18 protein-coding genes are annotated in these 20,590 nt (G+C 49.5%); 8 read left to right on the top strand and 10 right to left on the bottom strand.

The window, feature by feature from the left end:
- Nucleotides 1-144: 144 nt before the first annotated feature.
- Entirely contained in the window at nt 145-1,047 is a 903-nt protein-coding gene (locus BN1044_RS09985) for a tRNA modification radical SAM protein MnmL/YtqA (RefSeq protein WP_072308537.1), read from the bottom strand.
- Between the two features lie 692 nt (nt 1,048-1,739).
- Between BN1044_RS09985 and gltB the strand changes: the two genes are divergently transcribed.
- Nucleotides 1,740-6,197, top strand: coding sequence for a glutamate synthase large subunit (gene gltB / locus BN1044_RS09980; protein WP_072308536.1), 4,458 nt, complete (start codon nt 1,740-1,742; stop codon nt 6,195-6,197).
- A gap of 14 nt (nt 6,198-6,211) precedes the next feature.
- Nucleotides 6,212-7,630, top strand: a complete 1,419-nt coding sequence (locus tag BN1044_RS09975) for a glutamate synthase small subunit (protein ID WP_072308535.1) — start codon at nt 6,212-6,214, stop codon at nt 7,628-7,630.
- A 45-nt stretch (nt 7,631-7,675) separates the two neighbouring features.
- Here BN1044_RS09975 and BN1044_RS09970 read toward each other — a convergent pair whose 3' ends face one another.
- From BN1044_RS09970 to BN1044_RS09955, 4 genes are read right to left on the bottom strand one after another with little or no spacing between them, the layout of a single operon-like run.
- A complete protein-coding gene (locus BN1044_RS09970; RefSeq protein WP_072308534.1) occupies nt 7,676-7,981 on the bottom strand; it encodes a PTS sugar transporter subunit IIB in 306 nt (101 codons plus the stop codon).
- A 13-nt stretch (nt 7,982-7,994) separates the two neighbouring features.
- Nucleotides 7,995-9,305: a PTS sugar transporter subunit IIC gene (locus tag BN1044_RS09965; protein WP_247650282.1), complete on the bottom strand. Its 1,311-nt coding sequence runs from the start codon at nt 9,303-9,305 to the stop codon at nt 7,995-7,997.
- Nucleotides 9,306-9,328: 23 nt separating this feature from the next.
- Nucleotides 9,329-10,747: a glycoside hydrolase family 1 protein gene (locus tag BN1044_RS09960; RefSeq protein WP_072308532.1), complete on the bottom strand. Its 1,419-nt coding sequence runs from the start codon at nt 10,745-10,747 to the stop codon at nt 9,329-9,331.
- Complete coding sequence (locus tag BN1044_RS09955; protein ID WP_247650281.1) at nt 10,744-11,085, bottom strand: PTS lactose/cellobiose transporter subunit IIA; 342 nt, start codon at nt 11,083-11,085, stop codon at nt 10,744-10,746. Before BN1044_RS09955 ends, BN1044_RS09960 begins: the two co-directional genes overlap by 4 nt.
- A 257-nt stretch (nt 11,086-11,342) precedes the next feature.
- Here BN1044_RS09955 and BN1044_RS09950 point away from each other — a divergent pair, with 257 nt between their 5' ends.
- The 6 genes from BN1044_RS09950 to BN1044_RS09925 all read left to right on the top strand — a co-directional run bounded on the left by BN1044_RS09950 (nt 11,343) and on the right by BN1044_RS09925 (nt 16,566).
- Complete coding sequence (locus BN1044_RS09950; protein ID WP_175421601.1) at nt 11,343-12,251, top strand: ROK family protein; 909 nt, start codon at nt 11,343-11,345, stop codon at nt 12,249-12,251.
- Between the two features lie 53 nt (nt 12,252-12,304).
- On the top strand, nt 12,305-13,291 hold the full coding sequence (locus tag BN1044_RS09945; RefSeq protein WP_072308530.1) for a LacI family DNA-binding transcriptional regulator: 987 nt from the start codon (nt 12,305-12,307) through the stop codon (nt 13,289-13,291).
- A 157-nt stretch (nt 13,292-13,448) separates the two neighbouring features.
- Nucleotides 13,449-14,129, top strand: coding sequence for an N-acetylmannosamine-6-phosphate 2-epimerase (locus tag BN1044_RS09940; RefSeq protein WP_072308529.1), 681 nt, complete (start codon nt 13,449-13,451; stop codon nt 14,127-14,129).
- Between the two features lie 12 nt (nt 14,130-14,141).
- Nucleotides 14,142-15,026 carry an N-acetylmannosamine kinase gene (nanK, locus tag BN1044_RS09935; RefSeq protein WP_072308528.1) on the top strand — a complete coding sequence of 295 codons (885 nt, stop codon included), beginning with the start codon at nt 14,142-14,144 and terminating at the stop codon, nt 15,024-15,026.
- Nucleotides 15,027-15,038: 12 nt separating this feature from the next.
- On the top strand, nt 15,039-15,509 hold the full coding sequence (nanQ, locus tag BN1044_RS09930) for an N-acetylneuraminate anomerase (RefSeq protein ID WP_072308527.1): 471 nt from the start codon (nt 15,039-15,041) through the stop codon (nt 15,507-15,509).
- A gap of 175 nt (nt 15,510-15,684) precedes the next feature.
- Nucleotides 15,685-16,566, top strand: coding sequence for a MurR/RpiR family transcriptional regulator (locus tag BN1044_RS09925; RefSeq protein WP_072308526.1), 882 nt, complete (start codon nt 15,685-15,687; stop codon nt 16,564-16,566).
- 122 nt (nt 16,567-16,688) lie between these two features.
- Here BN1044_RS09925 and sspB read toward each other — a convergent pair whose 3' ends face one another.
- The 5 genes from sspB to zapE form a co-directional block, all read right to left on the bottom strand.
- Entirely contained in the window at nt 16,689-17,186 is a 498-nt protein-coding gene (sspB, locus tag BN1044_RS09920) for a ClpXP protease specificity-enhancing factor (protein ID WP_072308525.1), read from the bottom strand.
- A gap of 2 nt (nt 17,187-17,188) precedes the next feature.
- On the bottom strand, nt 17,189-17,830 hold the full coding sequence (sspA, locus tag BN1044_RS09915) for a stringent starvation protein SspA (RefSeq protein ID WP_004091284.1): 642 nt from the start codon (nt 17,828-17,830) through the stop codon (nt 17,189-17,191).
- A gap of 347 nt (nt 17,831-18,177) precedes the next feature.
- Nucleotides 18,178-18,570 carry a 30S ribosomal protein S9 gene (gene rpsI, locus BN1044_RS09910; protein WP_025801139.1) on the bottom strand — a complete coding sequence of 131 codons (393 nt, stop codon included), beginning with the start codon at nt 18,568-18,570 and terminating at the stop codon, nt 18,178-18,180.
- A gap of 15 nt (nt 18,571-18,585) precedes the next feature.
- Nucleotides 18,586-19,014, bottom strand: a complete 429-nt coding sequence (gene rplM, locus BN1044_RS09905) for a 50S ribosomal protein L13 (RefSeq protein ID WP_004091281.1) — start codon at nt 19,012-19,014, stop codon at nt 18,586-18,588.
- A gap of 291 nt (nt 19,015-19,305) precedes the next feature.
- The gene (gene zapE, locus BN1044_RS09900; protein ID WP_072308524.1) at nt 19,306-20,454 is read right to left on the bottom strand and encodes a cell division protein ZapE; all 1,149 of its coding nucleotides are present in this window, start codon (nt 20,452-20,454) and stop codon (nt 19,306-19,308) included.
- Nucleotides 20,455-20,590: the final 136 nt, after the last annotated feature.

Here is a 20,590-nt window from a genome sequence, read left to right as displayed (position 1 = left end):
GAAGATGCCATCTCGGATAAAAGCGCGCGAGTGCAGAGACCACGCGCTGGTGGTCTCTGCCCGTACGCCTACACAGCACTGATATTGAAACTCGGTATGAACAGGCGGGCGGAATATTACACAGTAACCCTAAAGACGCTCACGTTATAAACCTGACCCCTGCCCCCCAAATTCCAGCATATATCTATTGAGCTCCACCATCCCCGTCCAACGGTTCTCGCACCATAACGGTGCTAACAACGTTGGACGGCGGGCGCTGGCGGAAATGCGGTGATAGACAATATCCATCGGCGTATGGCGGATCATTTCACCCGCAATATTCACATACTCTTCCAGCGGTAACTCGCGCAAGCGCCCCGCCTGCCAAGCCTTCGCCATGGTGCTGCCGGTAACGATATGCAGCGGATGCAGTTTAATTCCATCCACGCCGGTTTCAACCACGCGCTCCAGCGTCTGCATGCATTCCTCTTGCGCTTCACCGGGTAAACCGACAATCAGATGGCTACACACTTTCAAACCACGCTCACGCGCTGCTCGCGTGGTTTTTTGATAACAGGCAAAATCATGCCCACGATTGATGCGTTTTAGCGTTTTATCCTGTGCGCTCTGCAAACCTAGTTCGAGCCACACCTCATAGCCTTTATCACGGTACTCACTCAGCAAATCCAGCACGCTTTCCGGTACACAGTCTGGGCGGGTCCCTACGCAAATCCCGACCATATCAGCCTGCTGCAATGCCTCTTCATACATGTTCTTCAGCGTACAGACCTCTGCATAAGTACTCGTATAGGCCTGGAAATAAGCCAAGTAACGATTTGCCCGATTCACCTTGCGCGCCTGCGCGGCAAGCTGTTCAGCAATACTCTGACGCTGCATTTGTTCATCAGCAAAAGAAGCGACGTTGCAAAAAGTACAGCCACCGCGCCCTAAAGTGCCGTCACGATTTGGGCAATTAAAACCGCCATGAAGGGTAAGTTTATGAATTTTTTCACCATAGCGGCGCTGAAGATCGGCACCGAACATATTCACGAGTTGCTGCAACTGCATAATCTAGGAGGTCGCCTGTACACATCACGAAAAAACTGAGGGGCAGATCCTATCGCATACCGCGATAGCCTGCGCTGATAGAGATCAATCCCCTTCCCATCGCCGTTAAGAATAAAAAATCACTATTAATGATAATAAATTCAAACCACCGGTAATAAAGAATTCTTATTATTTTCAAGCGACTGACACAATGATGTTGCTGAGATGAAAAATAGTGATAACCAACGTGAAAACTTAATTTCACAATATAATTCACTATTAAAGTGAATTGCTCTAGCACGGTGCATAAATAATAGCCTTGCACTACAGTGAGTCAGCTCACATTTCTCTTGGCTTGACTTGACTTACAGAAACAGCGAAAAACATCAGTTTTCCATTTTAAATCAAATAACTACATGGGAATATCATCTTCTAAAGTGTGAGCATGCCCACATTTGACCTACGTACTCTTTCTAGATAAGTTGAAAGACCGCTGGAAGCTAAATGTTTTTTTAACGATTTTTTCTAGACGGGCTAACGTCTCGTCATTTTTATGCAGTCATTTACGACTCCCTCGAAACACGCTATTGAGTGCTTGCGGGCTTATCCCAAGTAAACAATAGCCGAGGCGGATGCGCGTGCCGAATGGTTATGCACTATCCCACTCGCAGTAAAGATGGTTAGTAATGCAGAGCCTGGGGAGGTTCACTGATATGTTGTACGATGCATCCCTTGAAAAGGACAACTGTGGTTTCGGTCTGATCGCCCATATAGAAGGTGAGCCAAGCCACAAAGTCGTCCGTACCGCGATCCATGCGCTCGCGCGTATGCAACACCGTGGCGCGATTTTGGCAGATGGCAAAACCGGCGACGGATGCGGTCTGCTGCTGCAAAAACCCGATCGCTTCTTCCGCATGGTGGCCGAAGAACGTGGCTGGCGTTTAGCCAAAAACTACGCCGTTGGCATGATTTTTCTTAGCCAAGATGAAAGCGAAGCCCGCGCTAGCCGCCGGATTGTTGAAGAAGAACTACAAAACGAAACGCTGTCGGTTATCGGCTGGCGTGAGGTTCCTATCAACGAGGATGTGTTAGGCGAAATCGCCCTTTCCTCCATGCCTCGCATCGAACAGATATTTGTTAACGCGCCTGCGGGCTGGCGTCCACGCGATATGGAACGTCGTCTGTTTGTGGCTCGTCGTCGCATTGAAAAACGTATTGAGGATAAAGACTTCTACGTTTGCAGCCTGTCTAATTTGGTGACGATCTATAAAGGTCTGTGCATGCCCGCCGACCTGCCGCGCTTCTACCTCGATTTGGCTGACCTGCGTTTGGAATCGGCAATTTGCCTGTTCCACCAGCGCTTCTCCACCAATACCGTTCCACGCTGGCCGCTGGCTCAGCCGTTCCGCTATCTGGCCCACAACGGTGAAATCAACACCATCACCGGTAACCGCCAATGGGCGCGCGCCAGAACCTATAAATTTAAAACTCCGCTGATCCCAGATCTTCAGGACGCCGCGCCTTTCGTTAATGAAACCGGCTCGGACTCCAGCTCGTTGGATAATATGCTGGAGCTACTGCTCAGCGGCGGGATGGACATCGTGCGCTCCATGCGTTTGCTGGTTCCACCGGCATGGCAGAACAACCCCGATATGGATGCCGATCTGCGCGCGTTCTTCGATTTCAACTCCATGCACATGGAGCCGTGGGATGGCCCTGCCGGTATCGTAATGTCCGATGGGCGCTTTGCCGCCTGCAACCTCGATCGCAACGGTCTGCGCCCCGCTCGTTATGTCATTACCAAAGATAAACTCATCACCTGCGCGTCTGAAGTGGGCATCTGGGATTATCAGCCGGATGAAGTACTGGAAAAAGGCCGCGTTGGCCCCGGCGAGCTGATGGTCATCGACACCCGCAGTGGGCGCATCCTGCATTCAGCAGAAACCGACGATGATTTAAAAAGCCGCCATCCGTATAAAGAGTGGATGGAGCGCAACGTTAAGCGCCTCGTTCCGTTTGAAGATCTGCCTGACGATCAGGTCGGCAAGCGTGAACTGAGCGACGATGAGCTGCTAACGTTCCAAAAACAGTTTGGCTATAGCAGCGAAGAATTAGATCAAATCCTGCGCGTGCTGGGCGAAAACGGACAAGAAGCCACCGGTTCTATGGGCGATGACACCCCGTTTGCCGTGCTCTCTAGCCGCCCGCGCATCATTTATGACTATTTCCGCCAGCAGTTTGCACAGGTGACCAACCCGCCAATCGATCCGCTGCGCGAAGCGCATGTGATGTCGCTGTCCACCAGCATTGGCCGCGAAATGAACGTGTTTAGCGAAGCGGAAGGTCAGGCTCATCGCTTGAACTTCAAATCGCCAATCCTGCTGTACTCTGACTTTACCCAGCTCACCACGCAAGATAGCGAACATTACCGCGCAGATACGCTCGATCTGACGTTCGATCCGCAGCACACCGATTTACAACAGGCTATCCATGCGCTCTGCGAAGAGGCCGAGCAAAAAGTTCGCCATGGTGCCGTACTGTTGGTGCTGTCGGATAGAAATATCAGCGCAGAACGCTTGCCGGTACCCGCGCCCATGGCGGTAGGTTCTATCCAACAGCGTTTGGTCGAAAAAAATCTGCGCTGCGATGCCAACATCATTGTTGAAACCGCCAGCGCACGCGACCCGCACCACTTTGCCGTCCTATTAGGCTTTGGTGCCACGGCAATCTACCCTTACTTAGCCTATGAAACGTTGGCTAAGCTGGCAGACTCCCACGCTATCGACAAAAAGTACCGTGAAGTGATGTTGAACTACCGTAACGGCATCAACAAAGGTTTGTACAAAATCATGTCGAAAATGGGGATCTCAACGATCGCCTCCTATCGCTGTTCTAAACTTTTTGAAGCCGTGGGCTTACATCGTGACGTCAGCAATCTGTGCTTCCCAGGCGTGGTTAGCCGTATCGGCGGCGCCGGATTTAGTGATTTCCAGCAGGATCTGCAAAACCTCTCTAAACGCGCATGGCTGAAGCGTAAGCCGTTGGATCAGGGTGGACTGCTGAAATACGTTCACGACGGCGAATACCACATGTACAACCCTGACGTGGTGAACACCCTGCAGGCTGCGGTACAAAGCGGTGAATACGGCGATTACCAAAAATATGCCAAGTTGGTTAACGAGCGTCCAGTTTCAACGCTGCGCGATCTACTAAAAATTACGCCGAACGGTGATGCGGTTCCCGTCGAAAGCGTTGAGCCAGCCAATGAGCTATTTAAGCGTTTTGACACCGCTGCCATGTCTATCGGCGCACTGAGCCCAGAGGCACATGAAGCACTGGCTGAAGCGATGAATGGCTTAGGCGGCTTTTCTAACTCCGGTGAAGGCGGCGAAGATCCTGCGCGCTACAAAACCAGTAAAGTTTCCCGAATCAAACAGGTGGCTTCAGGTCGTTTCGGCGTAACCCCAGCTTATTTGGTTAACGCCGACGTTATTCAGATCAAAGTCGCTCAGGGTGCAAAACCGGGCGAAGGTGGCCAGTTGCCGGGCGATAAAGTGACGCCATATATCGCCAAACTGCGCTATTCGGTTCCCGGCGTGACGCTGATTTCACCACCACCGCACCATGATATTTACTCTATCGAAGATTTGGCCCAGCTGATTTTCGATTTAAAACAGGTGAATCCAAAGGCGCTGATTTCCGTCAAACTGGTGTCTGAACCGGGCGTTGGTACTATCGCTACCGGCGTTGCTAAAGCCTATGCGGATCTCATTACCATCGCGGGCTACGATGGCGGTACGGGCGCAAGTCCATTGTCGTCAGTGAAATATGCTGGCTGTCCGTGGGAACTGGGTCTGGTTGAAACTCAACAGGCGTTAGTGGCCAACGGTCTGCGCCATAAAATTCGTTTGCAGGTTGATGGCGGGCTAAAAACCGGCGTCGATATTATCAAGGCCGCAATTTTAGGAGCAGAAAGCTTCGGCTTTGGTACGGGGCCGATGGTGGCGCTGGGCTGCAAATACCTGCGTATTTGCCATCTCAACAACTGCGCAACCGGCGTGGCAACTCAGGATGAAAAACTACGTCGCAACCACTTCCATGGTTTGCCAGAGCGCGTCGCTAACTACTTCCAGTTCATCGCCCGCGAAACCCGTGAGCTGATGGCTGAGCTTGGCGTCACTCGTTTAGTCGACCTAATTGGCCGTACCGACCTGCTGCTTGAGCTCGACGGTTTCACCGCTAAGCAAAACAAGCTGGATCTGTCTGCGCTGCTGAAAACAGCAGAACCTAAACCGGGTAAAGCGGTGTACTGCACCGAAAGTAATCCATCATTTGATAAAGGCTTGCTCAACAAAGAGCTATTGGCGCAGGTTCAGGCCAATATCGAAGCCAAACAAAGCAAAACCGTCTTCTTTGATATCCGTAATACCGACCGCTCCGTTGGCGCATCGCTGTCTGGTGCCATTGCTGAACAACATGGCGATCAAGGGCTGGCAAGCGATCCGATCAAGGCACAGTTCACCGGCACCGCCGGTCAAAGCTTCGGTGTGTGGAACGCCGGCGGCGTAGAGCTAACGCTAACGGGCGACGCCAATGACTACGTTGGTAAAGGCATGGCGGGCGGTAAGATCGTGGTTCGCCCTCCGGTGGGCTCTGCCTTCCGTAGCCATGAGGCCAGTATTATCGGCAACACCTGCCTGTATGGCGCAACCGGCGGCAAGCTGTTTGCAGCAGGCCGCGCCGGTGAGCGTTTTGCGGTACGAAATTCCGGTGCTATTACCGTGGTTGAAGGTATCGGCGATAACGGCTGTGAATATATGACCGGCGGGATCGTCTGCGTCATGGGTCGTACCGGTATCAACTTCGGTGCAGGTATGACCGGTGGATTCGCTTACGTGCTCGACGAAGACGGTGAATTCCGCAAACGCGTTAACCCAGAACTGGTTGAAGTGCTGAGTATGGATCAGCTGGCAATCCACGAAGAGCATCTGCGCGGTTTAATCACCGAGCATGTGCAACTGACCGGCTCTAGTCGTGGCGAGGAGATCTTGGCGCACTGGCCTGAATGGGCACCAAAGTTTGCTTTGATCAAACCAAAATCCAGCGATGTAAAAGCACTGTTAGGTCACCGTAGCCGTTCCGCAGCTGAGCTGCGGGTACAGGCGCAGTAAGGGCGGAGAAGAATATGAGCCAGAACGTTTATCAATTTATTGACCTACAGCGCGTAGATCCGCCAAAAAAACCGCTCAAGATCCGTAAGATCGAGTTCGTCGAAATCTACGAACCCTTTTCTGAAACACAGGCGAAATCGCAGGCCGATCGTTGCCTGTCGTGCGGCAATCCATACTGTGAGTGGAAGTGTCCGGTCCATAACTACATTCCAAACTGGCTGAAGCTGGCGAATGAAGGGCGGATTATGGAAGCCGCCGATCTGGCGCACCAAACCAACAGCCTGCCTGAGGTGTGCGGACGCGTTTGTCCGCAAGATCGTTTGTGTGAAGGTTCATGCACCTTAAACGACGAGTTTGGCGCCGTGACCATTGGCAACATTGAGCGTTATATCAATGACAAAGCCTTAGCCATGGGCTGGAAACCTGACATGTCACACGTGCAGCCAACCGGCAAGCGCGTTGCCGTGATTGGCGCAGGCCCTGCTGGACTGGCCTGTGCCGATGTCCTCGCCCGCAACGGCGTTCAGGCGGTGGTTTTCGATCGTCATCCAGAAATCGGCGGCCTGCTCACCTTTGGTATTCCGGCCTTTAAGCTGGAAAAAGAAGTGATGACCAAACGTCGTGAAATCTTCAGCGGCATGGGTATCGAGTTCCGCTTAAACACGGAAGTGGGTAAAGATGTGCAGATTAGCGACTTACTCAATGAATACGATGCCGTTTTCCTTGGCGTGGGTACCTATCAATCGATGCGTGGCGGTCTGGAGAACGAAGACGCCAGCGGCGTATTCGATGCGCTACCGTTCCTGATTGCGAATACCAAGCAGCTGATGGGTTACGCCGCTACGGAAGAAGAGCCTTACGTTAGCATGGAAGGCAAGCGCGTGGTCGTGCTCGGTGGTGGCGATACGGCCATGGACTGCGTGCGCACGTCTATTCGCCAAGGCGCAACGCAGGTTTCCTGCGCCTACCGCCGTGATGAAGAAAACATGCCAGGCTCAAAGCGCGAAGTAAAAAATGCGCGAGAAGAAGGCGTGGAATTCATGTTCAATCTGCAACCGTTAAGCCTTGAGCTCAACGCCGCTGGCCGCGTTTGCGGAGTAAAAATGGTACGCACCGAGCTGGGCTCACCTGATGCTGCAGGTCGTCGTACCGCGCAGCCTATCGCGGGCTCTGAGCATGTGCTGGATGCCGATGCCGTGGTGATGGCGTTTGGTTTCCGTCCTCACGCGATGAGTTGGCTAGCCGAGCACGATGTGATTCTGGACACGCAGGGACGCATCGTGGCGCCAGAAGGCAGCAATAATGCCTTCCAAACCAGCAATCCGAAAATTTTTGCCGGTGGCGATGCGGTTCGTGGCTCTGACTTAGTGGTCACCGCCATTGCGGAAGGCCGTAAAGCCGCTGAAGGGATCATGAACTATCTAGAGGTGTAACGTGAAGAGGCGGGAATTCTCCCGCCTCTTTTTTGCCTAAGTTATTTATGCGTTCACTAACTTCAATGCCAGCTCTAATACTCCAGCACCGTTCATTCGACCATAATCCATCATAGGGATAACTTCGGCAGGACGTGTTTTTTCAGTAATGGTATCTACACGTGATTTCAAATATCCCACTTGTGGCCCTAATAAAATCACATCAGCTTTTTGCCACTCTTCATTGAGTTTCGCATCTGGGATCGCCCAGATTTCCGCCTCAATTCCTTTTTCTTGGGCTACAGTTTCCATTTTTCTCATCAGCATACTGGTGGACATACCCGCATTACATACCAACATAATTTTAATCATCACGAAAACCTCATTAAGATTTCATTGCCTGAGCCATTGCTACACGTTCAGCAAACTTCAGGAAAGGAAGATAGAAGAATACCGTTATTACAATAATGACGGCCTGTAATACCGACGCTCGCCAATCGCCTCCGGTCGCTAAGAAACCGGACAGAATCGGTGGAGTCGTCCATGGAATTTGCACCGTAACATGATTAATCCAACCCCATGCCGTCGCATAATATGCGGCTGTAAGACTAAATAGCGGAGCCAAAACAAAAGGAATAATCAACGCTGGATTAAATACAATCGGTAAACCAAAAATAATCGGCTCACTAATGTTAAACAGACAAGGAGCAGTCGATAGTTTACCGATATCACGGTAATCCTGTTTACGACTGAAGAGCAAAATAGCAATCAGTAAAGCAATGGTATTTCCCGAGCCTCCCATAACACCAAACGTATCTTTAAATGCCATACAGATGATGTTGGGTATTTCCTGATGGTTAGCAAACGCCAGCGTATTCTCCTGCATATTGTTCAGCAGGAAAGGGTCTAGCACAGCTCCAGAAATAACCCCCTGATGTATCCCAACAGAAAAGAACAGATTAGCAATAGTCGTAATCAGTAAAAAACCGGGGAGGCTGGTTGTCACCGACTTTAACGGTTGCTGAATCATGGTGGCTATCAGCGTATTCACATCCATTCCGCTGAGCGATTTTACCGCAAACGAAAACAGCGCAAAAATAATCATCGTTAACATTATCGGGATCAGCGTATTAAATGAACGGACCACCGCTGGTGGAATAGCATCACCGCTAATATTAACCTGCAGACGCTTAGCACCCGCTAACCGAATAAACAAGGAGGTAACGGCAAGCCCCGTTAATATCCCAACAAACATGCCAGCAGAACCGGTTGAGGCAAACGATATTCCGCCCGTAACCGTTACGCCTTGTTTAGTTAATACGTCAGTGAGATGGATGCTTTCCGGCATAAAAATAACGACCGTTGCAATGGAAAGCAAAACTGGTGCAATAGGATCGGCATAGTTTTTGTTTTGGCAAAGATGATAAGCAATAGCTCCCGCAATCAGCACTGAAATAAAATTCAGTGAACCGTTAACAATTGAATTCCCGACCTCCTGCCACTGAGCTAAATATGTGTTGCTGATAAAACCAGATAATACGCCATCAGGTTTTATCAGCGTGTTATTCACTAATACCATTAGCCCTGCCAGCACAAAGAAAGGCATTAGCGTGGCAAACGCGTCACGTAGGGAACGTAGGTGTACCTGTCCCCCAATACGCTGTGCGACCATTACAGCATTATCAACAAATTTCATCATCTATCCTTGGCGCATTACGTTTAGAAATCGTTGTAAAGTCCGTCAAACTCGAAACCATTTCGCTCGCTGAGCAATTTATAAAACTCACCGCTTTTTTTAATCGTGCGCTGTTGGGTATCAAGATCGAGCGCTACTAATCCATAACGATTTTTATAAGTATTGATCCATGACCAGCAGTCAATAAATGTCCAAAGGTGATAACCTTTAATATTACATCCATCGACAATCGCCTGATGTAAATAGGCTAAATGGTTTTTAATAAAACCAATACGATATTCATCTTGAACCTGACCGTTCTGGATAAAACGCTCTTCATTCGCAACGCCCATACCACTTTCAGAAATAAAAGCTTCGATATTGCCGTAGTTATCGCGAATATCGATACAGAGATCATAAATACCCTGCTCATAGATCTCCCAACCACGGTGCGGGTTAAATTTACGCCCCGGCATCACATAGCTTTCAAAATACCATTCAGGCATAAACGGCGAATGAGGGTTTACCGCCGAAGTACGCGCTTTGACTCGGCGAGGCTCATAGTAATTCAGGCCTAAAATCTGCACCGTATTCTCAGATATTATGTTTAAATCTTCTGCTGTATGAGTTGGAATAAGGTCATGTTTCTTGAGCGTTTCTACCAGTTTGGTTGGAAACGTACCTTTAACGGAAGGATCAAGGAAGCTACGGTTATAGAAAAGATCGGCATATTCAGCCGCTTCGCAATCGAGTAAATTTTCGCTGCGAGGATACGTTGGGCTTAAATTAAGGATAATGCCAATTTTGCTATCTAAGCTATATGCTTTAAATGCCCGTACTGCCATGGCGCTTGCCAGAATAGTATTAAACGCAACCTGCACGCCACGTTTGAAATCAACAACATTCGGATAATGAAAATCTTCCATATATCCGCCTAACACGGGCCCTAATGGTTCGTTGAATGTAAACCAGTGATAGACCAAATCCCCAAACTCACGGAAGCAGGTATCACAGAAATTCACATAAGCATCAACAACGTCGCGATTTTCCCACCCACCTTTTAGCATCATCGCCTCTGGCATATCGAAATGATACAGGTTGGCAAATGGCTTCACTCCTTGCTGATTCATCTCTCCTAGCAGATCGCGATAGAACGCAACCGCTTCGGCGCAGACCTCTCCATCTCCTTGCGGAAACATTCGAGCCCAAGAAATTGAAAGCCGAAAAGAGTTATGACCCGTCGCCTTCATCAGCTGTATATCTTCGCGATAGCGGTTAAAGAAGTCGGTGGTGACATCAGTATTGATTCCACGATAAAAGCGGTTGGGGTACTTGTCCCATGACATATCCCACTGGGTACGCCCTTTGCCCGTGTTACCACGCCCTTCTGCCTGCTCGGCGGACCATGCACTGCCCCACCAAAAATCATTTGGGAAGGCTAAAAATTTGGCTGAATTATTCATACAGAGCGCTCCTTTAATGCAGAGAGCTGCTGATGAACATCAATTAATTCTCCCGCTATTTCCTTGGTAAGAATCGCATTCATCAAATGATCCTGCGCATGAACCATGATGAGATGAACAGGTACTTTTCCTTGGCCTTCATCCTGACCAATCAGATAGGTTTGTACCTGATGAGCTTCACGTAGTGAGTTTTCAGCGTCTACGAGCAAGAGTTTTGCCTGTGCGAAGTCGCCACTTTTTGCCGCCTGAATAGCGCTAAATGCACAGCTACGACTTTGCCCTGCATTCACAATAATGCTCATAACCACTTGCTCATAATCAAACTCAATATCGCTCATACTCGCCTCTAGGATCATGGGGATTTCAATAATTAAAATCAGAATGAGCGCCAAAAAATGTTTAGTAAACAAAAATAATAACCAAGTGTTCTATTTGTGATAGCTATCACTTTGAACGCTACTGGGTGTATTACTATCTGCGAAAACACAGTAAGTTGATCGAAATAGGCACAGGTAATTTCGATTAACACCGAAATATATGTTTAGTAAACAAAACATAAACACGATGAATTTATATCTATAGAGGGATAGAAATGTTGAATTTAGGACTCGATATTGGAGGAACAAAAACGGAAGCAGTTATGTTGGATCAGCAGGGAAAGATTTTATTTACTCAGCGAATCGCCACGGATAAATCCAGCTATTCAGGCTTTCTCACAACCATTACCCAACTTATTGAAACCATTCGCTCAGATTTTAAGAATGAGTTTTCCATCGGAATTTGTTTACCAGGAACAGAAGATAGAGAAACTAAACTATTCAAAAACTCTAATATCCTAGTTTTAAATCAACAGCCTTTAATCTCAGATCTTGAAAAACACTTGCAGCAAAAAATAGGTTGGGACAACGATGCTAACTGCTTTGCGCTATCAGAATCCATTGACGGTGCAGGACGTTATGGAAATAGCGTATTTGGCGCAATTTTAGGTACAGGTTGTGGCGGTGGACTTACCGTCAATCAGCAACTCTTACGCGGCCATAACGGCAACGGCGGCGAATGGGGACACAACCCGCTCCCCGGATATCACCCTCAGCGAGATGGGGCTCCGGCTACTTGCTATTGTGGACAGATGAATTGCACTGAGTCTTTTATTTCTGGCACAGGATTAGCCAATAGGTTTTCTTTGGTGACAAACATAGAGTCAGGATCGGCGGCTGAATTCTTCCAGCGAGTACATAAACAGGATGCAGAGGCTCTGACATATTTCGCACTCTATCAAGACCAACTGGCGCGAGCATTAGCCTCGGTAGTGAACATTTTCGATCCTGATGTCATCATTCTCGGTGGCGGCCTCTCTCAGGTCGAGCTTATTTATCAGGGACTCACCGATAAAATTGGTCAGTATATTTTTAATACCTCGTTTAATACCCCTGTTAAAATGGCCCAGCACGGAGACAGTAGCGGTGTACGCGGTGCCGCATGGATAGGCCGCCAAGCGCATTAGCCACAAATCGCCGGCGAGGTTCACTACTTCAATAAATAAGCAGGACAAGAATAATGACAAAGTCGGTTAGGGTTAGAGATATCGCAGAAGCTGCCAACGTATCTCTCGGTGCAGTTTCGCGAGCGCTTAAAGGACAACCGGGGCTCAGTGAGCAAACTCGCGAACGCATTTTGTCTGTGGCACGGAGCCTTAGCTATGATTTCTCTCGACTGCGCAACGATAAAATTAAACGCGTATTATTTATCCTGCACCGACAGCACAACACCACTAGCGCGCTGAATTTCTATTCTCCGGTATTGTTAGCCGTTGAGAATGCGTGCCGCGAACATGAAATTGCACTGAGTTTTCTGGCCCTAGGTCCTACCGACGATGTCTCTCAGCAGGTTGGACTACACGCCCCTGATGCCCTATTGTGCGCCGGCTTTATCGAACCTGAGATTGTCGATGTTTTGCAAAAAATGCCGCTACCGTTGGTTATTATCGACCATTGTGTACCCGGAATTAGCTGTATCAACGCCGATAATTTTAGCGGTGGCTATCAGATGACCCAGCATCTTCTCGAACAGGGATATACGCGTATTGCCTTCTTAGCCAGTAGCCTTGCACACTACAGTATTCGCCAGCGTGAACGAGGCTATCGTCAGGCGCTGTATGACGCGGGAGTACTGGTTTCGCCACAATATGACATTATTGCCCCTCCTCTCATTGAGCTTGAGCCATCATTGGTTTATGCCTTGGATGATTTGCTCTCCCTCTCTCCGGCACCTGATGCCATCTTTTGCTATAACGATGCCGCGGCAATGACGGTAATGAGCCATTGCCAACAGAGGGGAATGAAAATTCCCGAAGATATCGCCATTGCTGGATTCGACAATATTGATAGTGCTCAGCGTTGGAATCCGCCGCTAAGCACGATGGCTATTGATAAGGCAGCCTTGGGAAAAGCAGCGGTGGCGATGCTTCTCAATGCTCCTGATGAACCACAGCAACAGCTATTGCCTGTGGAGCTTAAGATCAGGGCAAGCACGTTAACTTCTTAGATCATAGAAACGGAGCTTCGGCTCCGTTTTTTATTCTCTCTGCCCCGGCTTTATGACGCTGTTCACGTTTTAGTCACCTTTTGCTTGAAGCCGTATGGCTCCATCTCATATTGTATTTTGGAGTTTAACTTCAATAAAATTTTCAGGATGGAGCAGAATGTCACTCTTAACCGATTTAGAACAACGCGTACGCGATCAGGGCGGATTGATTGTTTCATGCCAGCCGGTGCCGAACAGCCCAATGGATCGCCCAGAGATCGTCGCGGCCATGGCACAAGCCGCCGTATCCGCTGGTGCGGTTGCCATACGCATTGAGGGAATTGAAAATCTGAAAGCCGTGCGCCCGCACATTGCGGTGCCGCTCATTGGGATCATCAAGCGCGATTTAGTTGATTCACCGGTACGTATTACCCCTTATCTTGAGGACGTCGATGCGCTGGCAGAGGCCGGAGCCGATATCATCGCCTTTGATGCGACTTTCCGTTCACGTCCGGTTGATATCGATACGTTGATCGCACGGATCCACCAGCATGGTTTATTGGCGATGGCAGACAGTTCAACCGTAGAGGAAGGCCTCAACTGCCAGCAAAAAGGCGTTGAGTTTATTGGCACCACGCTGTCCGGTTATACCGGCCCGATCACACCGGAAGAACCGGATCTGGCTATGGTGTCAGCATTAAGCAATGCAGGCTGTCGAGTGATTGCCGAAGGGCGCTACAACTCCCCCGCTCTGGCCGGAAAAGCCGTTGAACACGGAGCATGGGCCGTTACCGTGGGGTCAGCCATCACGCGTATTGAGCATATTTGCCAATGGTTTAGTCACGCCGTTAAACGCTAGACGGAGCGCACGATGAACATACTCGCCATTGATATTGGTGGAACCAAACTGGCCGCAGCGCTTATCGATGCAGACAGCCAGATATCGCAGCGTCTTGAAATCGCGACCCCAGCCAGTTCATCACCTCTGGCTCTGGAAGAGGCGTTGGCGCAGCTGGTAGCGCCTTATCAAGGTAAAGCACAGTGCGTCGCCGTTGCCTCTACCGGCATCATTAATAACGGTATACTCACGGCGCTCAACCCCGACAATCTCGGTGGGCTAAACCAGTTTCCACTTCAGCAAACCCTGCAGCGGCTAACCGCACTTCCCTGCACGGTACTAAACGATGCGCAGGCCGCAGCATGGGCCGAATATCGCTATCTGGCAGACAGATTTAAACACATCACCTTTATTACGGTTTCCACCGGCGTCGGCGGCGGCGTGATTATCGACGGCCAGCTCCTAACCGGCCCTCACGCATTCGCAGGGCATATTGGTCACACGCAGGCCGATCCAAACGGTCCTCGCTGCGGTTGTGGCCGTATTGGCTGTGTGGAATCTATTGCTTCAGGCCGAGCCATCGCCGCCGCGGCTCAAAATGAGTTGCAGGGAAAAGATGCACGCCAGATTTTTAGTGCCGCGCAAAACGACAACCCTCAAGCCAAACGGCTTATTGCCCATTCAGCTCAGGCTATTTGCCAGCTGATCGCAAACCTTAAAGCTATTTTAGATACGGAGTGTGTGGTTTTAGGAGGCAGCGTTGGTTTGGCACAGGGCTATCGTCAGCAGGTCGAGAACGGCCTTGCCTTATTACCACCGCCGTTTCATCTCCCTGTTTTTTCTGCCCGCTACAAACATGACGCTGGGCTGATTGGCGCCGCGTTATTTGCTGCCGAACAAAACCTGAATAAAGACTAAAAGGATGGCTTTATGATTTTGGGAAAAATAACCGATATTGACCAACAGGCCGATCTCCCCGCCGCTCTATGTGCGATCGTAAAACAAGCATTAGCCTTAGCGCCCGAAACGCTAGAACCCGGACGCTATGAGATCGATGGCAATGAGATCTTTATCAATGTGATGGCCTTTGAAACCACCGATGCGCAAAGCAAGCGTTACGAACAGCACCGCGACTATGCTGACATTCAAATCCTGCTTAGCGGTAATGAGCGTATAGATTTTGGGCCCACCAACTCAGGACAAGAACTCGATACTTATCATGAAGACGATGACTATCAGCTGTGCTGCAAGGTGGAACCGCGCCAAACGCTTCACATGCAAGCGGGCATGTTTGCGGTGTTTCTCCCCGGAGAACCGCATAAGCCGGGATGCATCACAGAACAATCGCAGACGATTAAAAAAGCGGTGATCAAAGTGCGGCAAAGCTGTCTTGCTCGCTGAGATTTCCAAATAATAATAACAATGCAGTAAGACCACGGTTTCTCTTTGACCGCGTGGTGTATATATACTCCCTATGTGTACATCACGCTTTTTTTAACATCTCACTCTTGCTACGCTCTATCACATCGACTCTCCGCAACCACGATCGCCTTAAACAGGTGAAAACAGGGAATTTATGCAGCCTCAAGCCCCTCGCCTTAAACCGGGGAAAATCCTCGACATCTTAGGTGCGATGCAAAACAGCCTGACTCGTGTTGCCCAGCGCATTGCGCAGTATGTTCTCCGTTCCCCTCAACGCGTAACGCAGTTTTCCATCGCCGAACTTGCCCGAGAAACACAGGCGGGCGAAGCCTCCGTGATCCGTTTATGTCGTACGCTGGGCTATAAAGGCTTTCAAGACTTCAAAATGGATTTGGCCATCGAGCTGGCCACCGCAGAACCTGAAGCCAATGCGCCGTTGCTCGATGCTGAAATTGGAGATAGCGATGATGCACACACCATTGGCTTAAAACTCCAAAATACGATCAACAACGTGTTGTCTGAAACGCTCAATTTATTAGATATGCATCAGGTCAGTCAGGTGGTTAACGCGCTGAGAAACAGCCAGTCGGTCTATATTTTTGGCGTGGGTTCATCTGGCATCACAGCAGAAGACATGAAACATAAACTAATGCGTATTGGGCTACGGGTTGATGCCGTGACCAATAATCATTTCATGTATATGCAGGCTACGCTGCTCAACGCTGGCGATGTTGCGATTGCCATCAGCCACTCGGGGAGTTCACCAGAAACGGTACATGCGCTCACGTTAGCGAAACAAGCCGGAGCAACCACCGTCGCACTAACACATAATTTAGGCTCTCCATTGAGCGCGGTGGCCGATTTCAGCCTCATCAACGGTAATCGGCAAGGTACGCTGCAAGGAGACTCGATTGGGACTAAAACGGCACAGTTATTCGTCTTAGATTTACTGTACACGCTGCTAGTTCAAACCGCGCCAGAACAGGCGAGAGAGACCAAAATGCGCACCATGAAAGCATTAGACATAGCAAAATAATTTGGCCATAGCGCCACAGCCTTGCCCGATTTCAGATACAAAAAAGCCAGTCAGATGACTGGCTTTTCATTCAATTAACAACCCGACTTCACGCTGTTATTTAACGCTGTTACTTAGCATTATTATTTAACAACGCGCAATGAAGGTCGTCCGCGAGGCGGCGGCGTTGGCTCATCGCCATCGTCATCAGACTCAACGGGAATATCCGGCAAATTGCCATCAATCACCGTCATGCTCGGCTCGCTTGTCGTTTCATCGTCTTCTACCGACATCAACGGCATTTCGTTTTCGTAAGCAGGTTCAGGCTCAAACATCGTACCGGCCCCGTTTTCACGCGAGTAGATCGCCATGACTGCGGAGATAGGCACGTAGACGTTACGAGGAACGCCGCCAAAACGCGCATTGAAGCGAACGGCATCGTCGCCCAGCTCAAGATTACCAACGGCGCGCGGTGCAATGTTCAATACGATTTGACCATCGCGCGCAAACTCCATCGGCACCATCACGCCATGGCGGTTAACATCAACCACCAAGTGCGGCGTAAGCTGGTTATCAAGCAACCACTCATAGAAGGCACGCAGCAAGAACGGGCGGCGTGGCGACATTTGAGACAATTCCATGATTAGCCTCGGGTATGCAGACGCATTTCGCGCTCAGCTTCAGTCATCGAAGCCAAGAATGCATCACGCTCAAAGACGCGAGTCATATAGATTTTCAATTCTTTAGAACCAGCGCCAGACAATTCAATGCCTAGAACCGGCAAACGCCATAACAGCGGTGCCAGATAGCAGTCAACCAAGCTGAACTCGTCGCTCATGAAGAATGGCTTCTGAGTAAATACCGGCGCGATAGCCAGTAGCTCTTCACGCAGCTGTTTACGCGCGTTATCAGCTTCCTGAGCAGTACCTTTTTCAATTTTGTGCAGCAGTGAATACCAGTCGTTTTCGATGCGATGCATCATCAGACGGCTCTCACCACGGGCAACTGGATAAACGGGCATCAATGGCGGATGCGGGAAACGCTCGTCCAAATATTCCATGATGATACGGGATTCATACAGAGTCAGCTCACGGTCAACCAACGTGGGTACTGTGCGGTACGGGTTGAGGTCAATCAGATCCTGCGGCAGGTTATCCATCTCAACCTGCTCAATCTCGACGCTGACACCCTTTTCGGCCAGTACGATACGTACTTGATGGCTAAAGATGTCGGTCGGGCCGGAAAACAGCGTCATTACCGAACGTTTGTTGGCAGCGACAGCCATGAAAACCTCCAAGTTTATCTAGAAAACGGTATGAATAGCCGCCATCGGGCAGCGCTATCCAGATATTTGTTGTCACTCCTGACAGCCGTATAAGCAATAAAAATGAAGCATAAATAACAGGTTAGGCTATTTAGTACCTCTATTGCTCAACAATTGTACGGATAACAGGGCGCAAAAGTGGGAGACAGTTTAACAGAATTTGACGGTGTTGTGGGGAAGCGTTAGTTATTTCATGGCGTAATAAGTTTACGACACGTAAATTTCCGCGTTTTTCGACTGCTTGCAAATACAAAAAAGCCCGGCAAGCCGGGCTTTTACTATTAATGCTCTGCCGAAGCAGAAAAACATTAACGTTTGGAGAACTGAGGACGACGACGTGCTTTACGCAGGCCGACTTTCTTACGTTCAACTTCACGAGCATCACGAGTAACGAAGCCAGCTTTACGCAGTTCGCCACGCAGGGACTCGTCGTACTCCATCAGAGCGCGGGTGATACCATGACGGATCGCACCAGCCTGACCAGAAGTACCACCACCTTTAACGGTGATGTACAGATCGAATTTCTCAACCATATCAACCAATTCCAGCGGCTGACGAACTACCATGCGGGCAGTTTCACGACCGAAGTACTGTTCCAGAGAACGTTGGTTGATTACGATTTTACCACTGCCCGGTTTGATAAACACGCGAGCGGCGGAGCTTTTGCGGCGACCAGTGCCGTAGTATTGAGTTTCAGCCATTGCCTATAATCCCGATTAAATGTCAAGAACTTGCGGTTGCTGTGCCGCGTGATTGTGCTCGTTACCAGCGTAAACTTTCAGTTTACGGTACATAGCACGACCCAGCGGGCCCTTCGGCAGCATGCCTTTAACCGCGATCTCAATGACACGCTCAGGATGGCGAGCAATCATCTCTTCAAAGGTCGCTTGTTTGATACCACCGATGTGGCCGGTGTGATGGTAATAAATCTTGTCAGAACGCTTGTTGCCGGTTACAGCAACTTTTTCTGCGTTCAGAACGATGATGTAATCACCAGTATCAACGTGCGGAGTGTATTCCGCTTTATGCTTGCCACGCAGGCGACGAGCCAGTTCAGTAGCCAAACGGCCCAGAGTCTTGCCGTCTGCATCAACTACGTACCAGTCACGTTTTACGGTTTCTGGCTTAGCTGTAAAAGTTTTCATTAAAAGCTTACCCAATTTAAGTTACACGTTGGTGAACACCCAAACGCTTACCTGTTTAAAAAAGTAAATGTATTAGAGGCTCACACGACCATCGTCCAGCAAACCTACCCCTTCGAATAGCCAATGCCGGCACATAAAGTTTTTGGGAAAAAAAACTTCGTTGTAACGTGGGGTCGCAAGATTATAGAGAAGTAGAATCTAAAGATCGAATAATTTTTCGGGCTAAAATTGATTTTGTGATTGCATCCGGTAGACAGCAACACCGGATGCGAGCGTTTTTTAAACAAAACGTTACGGCAAATGCTCTAAGCGCAAATAATCTTCGCTTTGCATCTCCTGCAAACGAGACAAGCAGCGCTGATATTCAAACTTCAAATGATCGCCCTGATAAATTTCGAACATCGACAGCTCCGCGCTGATGATCAGTTTTACATGACGCTCATAAAACTCATCCACTAGCGCAAGGAAGCGGCGCGCCGTATTTTCATTCAGCGTGTCCATTTTCTTCACGTGGTGTAAAAAGACCGTGTGATAGCGTCGCGAAAGCGCAATGTAATCAAGCTGGCTACGCGCCTCCTCGCACAAAACCGAGAACTCGACGGCTAATACGCCTCCCGAGCTGCAAAGCGCAGGCAGTGGCCGATGGTTGATCTCTAACACCGGGTTAATCTCCCCCACGCTGCCTGCTAATTTGGCAAACATTTCATCCATGTTCTGCCGCGTCTCGGCAGTCATCGGCGTAAAATACAGCCCAGCCTGCGTCAACGTGCGCAGACGATAATCAATACCCGCATCCACATTCATTACGGCGCAATAGCGTTTAATCAGGTCAATCGCGGGGAGAAATCGAGCGCGCTGCAAGCCATTATGATAAAGGTTATCAGGAGGAATATTTGAAGTAGAAACCAGCGTAATGCCACGGGCAAATAGAGCCTGCAACAGCGTGCCTAGCAGCATAGCATCCGTGATATCCGACACAAAAAACTCATCAAAACACAGCACATCCGCTTCATTTTTAAAACCATCGGCAATGATTTCTAATGGGTTTTCTTGCCCTTGCAGCGCGACAAGCTCTTCTTGTACCCGCAGCATAAAGCGATGGAAATGCAAACGCAGCTTACGCTCGCTGGGAATGCTGTGGAAAAACAGATCCATTAGCCATGTTTTGCCCCTCCCAACGCCACCCCACATATACAGTCCTTGCACCGGTTCCTGCGGCTTGGCGGCAGATTTTCCCCACAGGCTCTGCAAGCGCCCCCGCAACCCTCGACTTTCGACGGAGGGTATTGCCCGTTCTCTCTCGATAAGCGCTTGCTGAATGGCGGTTAGAACCTCGACGGTTTGCCGCTGAACGGCATCGGGTTGGTAGTCTCCGGCATCGAGCGCCTGTTGATAGAGCATGGTTGGCGTCACTACGGACGTTATGCGATTTGATGGCATTAGGTACAGGGTCCCTACTGAATTTTTATCATTAGTTGTAAACAATTTTAAAAATCATAAACGCTGCTTTTCGTGCAGCTTAGCGACCGATTGTCGCCTGTTAAGTGACTTTTGTCTTGTATCGGCAATTGTTTTT

It is taken from the genome of Hafnia alvei (assembly GCF_900095695.1).
Taxonomy (GTDB): domain Bacteria; phylum Pseudomonadota; class Gammaproteobacteria; order Enterobacterales; family Enterobacteriaceae; genus Hafnia; species Hafnia alvei_B.
This window is presented reverse-complemented; position numbering and strand designations above follow the sequence as displayed.